The following is a 7,767-nucleotide window of genomic DNA, read 5'->3' as shown; positions in this document are numbered from 1 at the left end:
CGTCCGGCGCGCCCGGCCCGGGGCGGGCGGGCGCCGCGGCCCCGGGCGGCGTGCCGTCGGCCGCCGCGGTACGGGTTCGGCCGGCGGCGGGCGGCTGCTGCTGGGCCATGGCTCAGTCGACCGCGAAGAAGCGCCGGAAGTAGTCGGCGGGGCAGTCCTCACCCACCGGTTCCGCCTCCGCCTCCACCCAGGCGTGCGCGGCGAACGGCGGGCGGGTGCGCACGCCCACGCACCAGGTGGGCCACTGCCCGCGCATCCGGCACAGCAGGACGGTGGCCAGCGACCGGGGCAGGCACCCCCTGCGGCCCCCGGCGGCCAGGCTCACCGCCAGGACCGTCTCCAGGGCGGCCGCCGCCTCCGCGACCGTGGCTGGCCGGGCGCCGCGCCGGACCCGGCGCAGTACGGCCCGTATCCGGGCGGGCGGCTGGGTGGCCAGCACGTGCGCGCAGCCCACGGCGAGGCGGGCCGCGAGCCGGGTGCGCGGCGGCAGGGAGCGGGGCCGGTACGGGACCGCTTCGGGCGTCGACATGGCTCTCCTGTCTTGCATCGTGCACGGACGGGTCTTCGGGCAGAGGGGCATTGCGCCTGAGGGGCCTTGAGCGGGCGGGTCCTGAGCGGGCGGGTCCTGAGCGGGCGGGCCCTGAGCGGGCGGACGCCGAGCGGACGGGTTGTGCGCGGACCCGTGGAAGGCCCCGGACGGCGGGCCGCGGCCGGCGGCCCGTCAGTCCTCCCGGACCAGCCCGGCGGACCGCAGTTCGCCGAGGACGCGCTCGACATCCTCGCGGGCGATGCCGTCGCTGACGTCGTACCGCTCGGTCAGCGCGTGCACCGCCTGCTGCGCGCTCCGGCCCGCCAGCAGGGTTTCGAGGACCATGGCGGCGGTGGGGTTGAGGGTCCAGTAGTCGCCGCTGCTGTCGTCCAGCAGGGCCATGCCGTACTCGGTCTCGGCCATCAGGACACCAGGGCGCAGCTTCAGGCTCATCGGGGTACCTCCGTGACGGGATGTCGGGGCATGCGGCGGTGAGGGGGCGCGTACGGGGGCCGCCCGGCGGTGGCGGCCTCGGCCGGGCGGGGTGAGGGCGGCCGGGGGGGTCAGCCGCGGGCGCGGCGGGCCGGCGACTCCCGGGCGCGCAGCCACGCCTCGCAGCCCACGGTCGGATGCAGCAGGACGTTCTCCAGCTCCGCCGAGACCGGCCCGGAGCACCAGGCGCGCCACACGTCCGCGTCGACCAGGCCCAGCCGGGCCAGCCGGGAGTCCTCGCACAGCGCCAGCAGCGCGTCGCGGTGCCGCCGCAGCCCGGCCTCCTCCTCCAGGGTGGCGTTGGCCTTGGTGGCACGGGTGCGGCTGGCGTCGGGCACGACACCGCGCATGGCCTCCACGATGAGCGGCTTGTACCGCCACGGGGTCACCCGCTCCTCGGTCCGCACCGCCAGACCGGCCTCGACGACGCGGTCGTCGTAGAAGGGGGAGGCGAACGCGAGGCCGAGCGGCCGCGTCATCTGGTTGAGGTGCCGGGCGAACCGGGCGACGGCTTCCATCGTGGCCAGTTCGCGGTGCTCGCCGTGGCCGGGGCCGAGGGGCCGGGCCTCGGCGGCCTCCGCGCGGACGAGCGCGCGGACGGCGTCGACGGCGTCCGGGGTGGCCCACGGCGGCATCCTGGGCGGCGCGCACCACTGGAACTGCGGGGCGTCCAGCGGCGCCAGCGGGCTGGTCAGATCGTCGGCGACCTGCTCCAGCCAGGTGCCGTACGGACGCCGGTCCAGCAGCTGGCGTACCGCCTCCCGCCGGGACCAGCCGTATTTGGCCAGGTAGCCGCGTGTGTGGCGGACGGCGGCGCGCGGGCGGCGGGGGAGCAGGTCGTGGACGCGGGCGGAGGCGCCCGCCAGCAGTTCGTCCCCGCCGAAGCCGCTGAGGTGGAGGGCGGAGCCGCGGTCCGCGGCGAGGCGGAGCAGGCCCATGCGCCGGTTGTGGTCCACGGCGAACAGCGACGGGCCGTCCAGGACGTCGGTGAGCGCGTCCACGCCGTCGAAGGTGAGCGGGCACTGCTCGGCGGGGACGACGTGGTGCTCGACGGTTCCCGCTCCCTCGGCGGCCGCCAGGTCCTGGACGGTGCGGCGGGCCCAGTGCACGTCGTCGCCGCGCGGGTCGTGGGTGGCGGCGGTGTAGGCGGCGACCTTGGCGCCGGCGCGTACGGCGGTGCAGACCACGGCGGTCGAGTCCAGCCCGCCCAGGTCGGCCGTGACCAGGTCGCGGCCGCGGACGCGGACACCGACGGCCTGGCGCAGGGCCTCCCGCAGGGCCGGCGCGCCCTCGGCCAGCGGCACGTCACGGCGCGGCAGCCGCCACCACCGGGCCCGCCGGACCCGGGTGCCGTCGCGGTCCAGCACCAGGTAGTCGTGGCCGGGCAGGCTCTCCACGCCCCGCCACACCGGCCGGCCCGACAGCGGGTGGAGCACGCCCAGGCTGAGCAGCTGGACGGCGAGCCGGCCCTCGTCGAGGGGCGCCCCGGTCAGGTCGGCGAGGACGTCGGCGCGGTCGGCGGCCAGGCGCACCCGGCCCGCCCGGCCGTGGAACAGGCCGCGGACACCGGTCACCGTGCCCTGGGCGCGCACCTGGCCGTGCAGGCTGGCCAGGAGGTGGTAGCTGCCGTGCCAGGCGCGGGCGAAGCGGTCAAGACCGGCCGGGCCGGCGACCGCGGCCGCGGCACGGGACGCCTCCGCCGCGGTGACGGCGTGCTCGCCCAGCACCGCGACCCGGACCCCGCCGCTCTGTCCGACGGTCAGCTCACCGGGCTGCCAGCGCCCCATCAGCCACGGCCGGCCGGAGGCGTGCGGACACGTCTCGGCGGCGTGGGGACGGGCCTTGGCCGCCACGGCCGCCGCCGCGTCGGTGTCGGGCAGCACCAGGAGCCAGGCGGGTGCGACGGCGACGGACAGAGGGCTGTCCATGGACTCACGTACCTCCGGTCGAGGGCGCACACGCCGGTGCGGGAACGGGCGGGGCGAGCGGGGGACGGCCGGTGGCCGTCCCCCGCCGACATGGCCGGCCCCGTCGTCCCGCGGCGCGGGGCGGGGCCGGCCACCCGGAGGTCAGATGAGCTGGTGACCGCCGAGCAGGTCCTTCGCGGTGCTGCCGGCCAGGCCGGTGGTCTTGCGGAAACCGCCGGCCTTGGCGAGGGTCGGACGCTCGTACGTCATGGCACACTTCCTTTCGCTCGGGCCGAATTCGGCAGACGCCGTATTCGGCCGGTTAAAGAGGAACGTCGGCACAGGTACCTGCCGTGAACCGGTCGTACCCGCCCCGGTTCCGGACCCGGGCGGCCGATTCGGTGCATCACGTTATGAGCGCCGGCGGACCGCCACAACGGTGCACGCCCGGGAGCACGACATCATGAGGGCGGCAGACCTTCGGCCGGATCGGCCGCACAATGCCCCGGGATGCATCCGAGCGCCGGGCATGAAGACCGGACCCCGGGGTAGGAGGAGCGGCTTTCCGCGGGTTACCGGTGCGGAAACGCGGTGTGCCCGGTGTGCGGAATCCGGCGTGGCGGCGACCGTGGGTGCGCTCCAGTGATGCATATCGAATCCGCAGGTCAGAGCATGTATGAGACTGGCTGGGGCGGGATTGCGGGAATGTATCGGCCGCGCGTCCGGCTTCACCGCCGTGTCGGATTCCTTCGCAAGATGGAGAACGGTCAAGCCGGACACACGTCGTTATATGTATATGGCACTACTGGGCCGTGTCAGTCAATAGGGGGGTGGAAAAGCGACGGCCCCGCTTTCCCGGTGGCGCCGGTGGGAGGAGGTGCCCGCCAGGGGTGCGGCGGCCGGCCCGGTACTCAACGCGGAAGGAATTCCCGGGGGTGGCCGCATCGGCTTGCCCGCGAGCACCCCGGAAGACCGGCCGGATTCGCCCGCCGGGGTTCCGTATCAGCGTTCACACATGCCGTACACCCGTGTCGTACGGCCGTACGCGTCGCGGCGGCGGACGAGACGTGAGGCGGCGCGGGGGCCCGCTGTCCTGCGGGTGTCCGCCGGGCCGACGGCGAGGAGCGCGAGCGGTCCGGTGCGCCGTGTGCCGGGCTCGGCCGCGCGGGCCGCGCCGCGCGGGCCGCCGCCCGCGACGCGGCTCTTCCTGGTACCGGCGGTCCTAGGAAGACGGAGTGCCTGGTTGGCCGCGTGGCCGCGTCGCATCGTGGAAGCATGACGACGACATTGATCACCGGAGCGAACAAGGGACTCGGCTACGAGACCGCCCGTCGGCTCGTCGCCGCGGGGCACACCGTCTACGTCGGAAGCCGGGACCCCGACCGCGGCCGCCGGGCCGCCGAGCGGCTGGGTGCGCGGGCGGTGCAGCTCGACGTCACCGACGACGCGTCCGTGGCGGCGGCGGTGCGGGTCGTCGAGGCCGACGGAGGGCTCGACGTGCTGGTCAACAACGCCGGTGTCCAGGCGGAGATGACCGACGGGAAGGTCGTGGTGGGCGCCGCGGAGGTGACCGCCGGCGTGATGAGCAGGACGTTCGAGGCCAACGTCTTCGGCTTGGTGCGCGTCACCCACGCGTTCCTCCCGCTGCTGCGGCGCTCCGCGGCCCCGGTCGTGGTCAACGTCGGCAGCGGCCTGGCCTCGCTGACCTGGGCCACCACCCCGGACGCCCCGTCGTACGCCTATCCGGGCGTCGCCTACCCGGCGTCGAAGGCCGCGGTCAACATGATCACGGTGCAGTACGCGAAGGCGTTCCCGGAGCTGCGGATCAACGCGGTGGGGCCCGGCTTCACCCGGACCGACCTGAACCAGAACACCGGCGTCCAGACCGTCGAGCAGGGCGCCGAGATCATCGTCCGCATGGCGCAGGTGGGCCCGGACGGCCCGACCGGCGGGTACTTCCACGCCGACGGCCCCCTTCCCTGGTGAGCCCGCTCCCGGGGCCACCGGGGAGGACCGCCGGGTACGCCGTCATGTCCCGGCGGCCGGCCGCGCGGACGGCCGCCGGCCCTCAGCCGCCTGCCGCGCCGCGCGGGCCCCGAGGGGCGGTGCGGGCCGGGTCAGCTCCGCGGGCGGAAGCCGTCGAAGAGCACGGCCAGCGCCCGGCCGCGCAGGGCCGGGGGCCACGCGTCGCGTTCGGCCGCCAGGCAGGCGGCGCCCAGCAGGGCCAGCACCTCCGGCAGGCGCAGGTCCGCGCGCAGCGCGCCCGCCGCCTGAGCGCGGGTCAGGAGGGCCTCGACGGTGCCGCGCAGCGCCCGGGCGGCCTCCGCCGTGCCCGGCGGGCGGTCGGCACCGGCGCCGGTGACCAGGTCGGCCACCAGCTTCTCGCGGGCGGCGTCCGCCGCGACGGCGGTGAAGAAGTCGAAGAACGCCGCGCCCGCGTCCTCGGCGCGCAGCAGGGTCGCGGCGGTGCCGAGCAGGCGGTGCGCGCGGTCCACGGCGACCGCCTGGTACAGGGCCTCCTGGGTCGGGAAGTGGCGGTAGACGGTGCCCAGTCCCACGCCCGCCGCCGCGGCGACCGCCCGCACCGACGCGCCCGCGCCCTCGCGCGCCAGGACCGTTTCGGCGGCCGCGAGGATGCGCGCACGGTTGCGCCGGGCGTCGGCGCGCGGCGTCCTGAGCTCCTCGGCCATGCCCGTCTCCCGGCTCGTCGACCTCAAGGTCGTCTGCTCCGCCGCCGCGCCCGTCCATACCGGCCAAGCGGAACGTCTGATCCGATTCTAACGAGGCGGCGGTCTGTCGCGCGGGGGTTCGCCGTTTCGCCCGATCGTAGGAAGAGCTGCCCGGCGGGGTTTGAGCGGGCGCGCGGGGACCTACCGTGGCCGTATGAGCGGCAACAGCGCCTCCGGGCCGGTGCGTCCCGTCGTCACCGAGCTGCGGCTGTCGGCGTTCAAGGGGCACCGGGGCGCGGTTCTTCCGCTGGGGCCGGTGACGCTGGTCGCCGGCGCGAGCGGCAGCGGCAAGTCGGGCGTACTGGAGGCGTACGGGGCGCTGGCGCGGCTGGCGGGTGGCGACCCGCTCGCGGAGGTGTTCCCGGATCCGGCCGCGTACGTGCCCCGCGGCGTGCGCCCCGACGAGCAGGGCAGGCGGGGTTTCCGCATCGGCTGCACCGTGGACGGCCCCGTGGGGCCCGTGCGGCTGGACGTGGCCGTGCAGGCCGAACCCGAACTGCGGGTCGTGGGCGAGCGGATGACCGGCGCGGGGCGGACCCTGCTGGAGACGGCGCTGCGCGACCCGCGGCGCAGCACGGTCCAGGGCGCGTGGTACACGGCGGGCGCGGTCGCCGTCACGCGCGCCCCCCTGCCCGACGACCGGCTCGCCACGCCGCTGCTGCCGCTGCGGGTGGCGGGCCGTACGGAAGGGCAGCGGCTCGCGCTCGCCGCGGCCGAACAGGTCGTCATCGCGCTGCGCTGCGCCTTCGCCTGCGACCCGCGGCCGGAGCGGATGCGCGGATCCGCCGCGGCGGACGAGGGGCTGCTGCGCGGCACGTGCGACAACCTGGCGGCCGTGCTGCGGCGTACGAGCCGGGAGTGCGTGACGCGCCACGCGGCGCTCGTCGCCGCGGTGCGCGCCGGGTGCCCGGGCGCCGGGCCGGTGGCGGACCTGGTGACGGAGGAACTGCCGGACGGCGCGGTACGGGCGCTGGTGGCGCAGGGGGAGGCGGGCGCGCTGCCCGTGGCGCGCCTGGGCGACGGCGAGCTGCGCTATCTCGCGCTGGCACTGGTGCTCCTGACGGGCCCCGGCGTGCTGGAGATGGACGCGGCGCCCGACGTGCTCCCGGCACGGCAGGCGCTGACGGTGCTCGCCGACGGCTTCGACCGGTGCCTGGACGACCGGCAGGCGCGGGAGCTGCTGGGGCTGGCGGCCCGCATGGGCGCGCGGGGCCACGTCCGCCTGCTGGGAACGGTGGGGCGCGCGGTGGACGCCTCCGGCGCCACCGGAGCGGACGAGTCGGCGCCGGTGGCGGTCCTGCGGCTGCGGGATCCGGGCGACCGGGACGGCCGCGCCGGAGCCCGGGACGGCGACCGCGCGGGGCACCTTATGCCGTTGGCAGAGCCAGACAGCCCCGTTCGTCACTCTCCGTAGTGATCAGGTTATCCACAACGCAACTGTTGTCAACAGATTCCTGAATTCCCCTAGCTTTTCGGGCTGCGAGTCATCACTCTGGGTAGTGGAAGGGTGACGGGTGCGGAGGGTCCGTGGAAAGGGGTTCCGGGGCATGGAAGCGATGCGGCTGATCGGTGTCACCCGGCATGCCTTAGCGCATGCCGAGAGCGTGCACGACATCGTGGCCGAGGCCTGGCAGGTCCAGGCGCTGGCGGAGACGATAGGCGGCCACCTCGCGCTGTACGGTCCCGCGGCGGCGCGGGGCGAGGCGCGCGGGCTGTACGAGGCGGGCGGCCGGGCGCGCGGGGCGCTGCACCACCCCGCCCTGCACCACCCGGCGCGGCTCGGCGGCGGCGTGCGGGCCGTGCAGCTGACCGAGGTGAAGGACGCCCCCGGCGTGCTGCACGCGCTGGGCGACCTGCTCGCCGAGGCGGGCTTCGCGCTGGTCGGCGTCGCCTCCAACACGGAGGAGGAGGCGCTGTACTGGCAGTGCGTCGAGGCCATCGACGCGGCGGACGAGGCGCGGGACCGGGTGCACGGCATGCTCAAGCACGTCGAGGTGCGGGAGCGGGGTGGGGCGGCATGAGGGCGGCGGCCGCGCTGACCGCGACCGTGGCCCGGTGGGCCGGGCCGGGCTGGGCCCGCGCGCGGCGGGCGGTACGGCCCGCCCGCCCC

The 7,767-nt window shown here is 76.3% G+C and carries 8 protein-coding genes; 3 read left to right on the top strand and 5 right to left on the bottom strand.

Annotated features, from left to right (window positions below; genetic code table 11):
• Positions 1-112: 112 nt before the first annotated feature.
• The 4 genes from RKE29_RS26095 to RKE29_RS26080 form a co-directional block, all read right to left on the bottom strand.
• Positions 113-529: a lasso peptide biosynthesis B2 protein gene (locus RKE29_RS26095; RefSeq protein WP_312008103.1), complete on the bottom strand. Its 417-nt coding sequence runs from the start codon at positions 527-529 to the stop codon at positions 113-115.
• A 192-nt stretch (positions 530-721) separates the two neighbouring features.
• Positions 722-982, bottom strand: a complete 261-nt coding sequence (locus RKE29_RS26090) for a lasso peptide biosynthesis PqqD family chaperone (RefSeq protein WP_312008102.1) — start codon at positions 980-982, stop codon at positions 722-724.
• A 110-nt stretch (positions 983-1,092) separates the two neighbouring features.
• The gene (locus tag RKE29_RS26085; RefSeq protein WP_312008101.1) at positions 1,093-2,949 is read right to left on the bottom strand and encodes a lasso peptide isopeptide bond-forming cyclase; all 1,857 of its coding nucleotides are present in this window, start codon (positions 2,947-2,949) and stop codon (positions 1,093-1,095) included.
• A 141-nt stretch (positions 2,950-3,090) separates the two neighbouring features.
• Entirely contained in the window at positions 3,091-3,198 is a 108-nt protein-coding gene (locus tag RKE29_RS26080; RefSeq protein WP_312008100.1) for a keywimysin-related RiPP, read from the bottom strand.
• Positions 3,199-4,203: 1,005 nt separating this feature from the next.
• Here RKE29_RS26080 and RKE29_RS26075 point away from each other — a divergent pair.
• Positions 4,204-4,914, top strand: coding sequence for an SDR family NAD(P)-dependent oxidoreductase (locus tag RKE29_RS26075; RefSeq protein WP_312008099.1), 711 nt, complete (start codon positions 4,204-4,206; stop codon positions 4,912-4,914).
• Between the two features lie 131 nt (positions 4,915-5,045).
• On the opposite strand, the gene RKE29_RS26070 is transcribed toward RKE29_RS26075, so the two are convergent.
• Positions 5,046-5,618, bottom strand: coding sequence for a TetR family transcriptional regulator (locus tag RKE29_RS26070; protein WP_312008098.1), 573 nt, complete (start codon positions 5,616-5,618; stop codon positions 5,046-5,048).
• Positions 5,619-5,811: 193 nt separating this feature from the next.
• Between RKE29_RS26070 and RKE29_RS26065 the strand changes: the two genes are divergently transcribed.
• Entirely contained in the window at positions 5,812-7,071 is a 1,260-nt protein-coding gene (locus tag RKE29_RS26065) for an ATP-binding protein (RefSeq protein WP_312008097.1), read from the top strand.
• A 133-nt stretch (positions 7,072-7,204) separates the two neighbouring features.
• On the top strand, positions 7,205-7,678 hold the full coding sequence (locus tag RKE29_RS26060; RefSeq protein WP_312008096.1) for a DUF6099 family protein: 474 nt from the start codon (positions 7,205-7,207) through the stop codon (positions 7,676-7,678).
• Positions 7,679-7,767: the final 89 nt, after the last annotated feature.

It is taken from the genome of Streptomyces sp. B1866 (genome assembly GCF_031932565.1).
Classification (GTDB): domain Bacteria; phylum Actinomycetota; class Actinomycetes; order Streptomycetales; family Streptomycetaceae; genus Streptomyces.
Note: the sequence above shows the minus strand (reverse complement) of the source record. Positions and strands in the feature narration are given on the sequence as shown.

Bases quoted from the DNA above. Each gene is read 5' to 3' on its own strand.
- RKE29_RS26090 (WP_312008102.1), bottom strand. From the start codon at position 982: ATGAGCCTGAAGCTGCGCCCTGGTGTCCTGATGGCCGAGACCGAGTAC.
- RKE29_RS26070 (WP_312008098.1), bottom strand. From the start codon at position 5,618: ATGGCCGAGGAGCTCAGGACGCCGCGCGCCGACGCCCGGCGCAACCGT.
- RKE29_RS26060 (WP_312008096.1), top strand. From the start codon at position 7,205: ATGGAAGCGATGCGGCTGATCGGTGTCACCCGGCATGCCTTAGCGCAT.
- RKE29_RS26080 (WP_312008100.1), bottom strand. From the start codon at position 3,198: ATGACGTACGAGCGTCCGACCCTCGCCAAGGCCGGCGGTTTCCGCAAG.
- RKE29_RS26085 (WP_312008101.1), bottom strand. From the start codon at position 2,949: ATGGACAGCCCTCTGTCCGTCGCCGTCGCACCCGCCTGGCTCCTGGTG.
- RKE29_RS26075 (WP_312008099.1), top strand. From the start codon at position 4,204: ATGACGACGACATTGATCACCGGAGCGAACAAGGGACTCGGCTACGAG.
- RKE29_RS26095 (WP_312008103.1), bottom strand. From the start codon at position 529: ATGTCGACGCCCGAAGCGGTCCCGTACCGGCCCCGCTCCCTGCCGCCG.
- RKE29_RS26065 (WP_312008097.1), top strand. From the start codon at position 5,812: ATGAGCGGCAACAGCGCCTCCGGGCCGGTGCGTCCCGTCGTCACCGAG.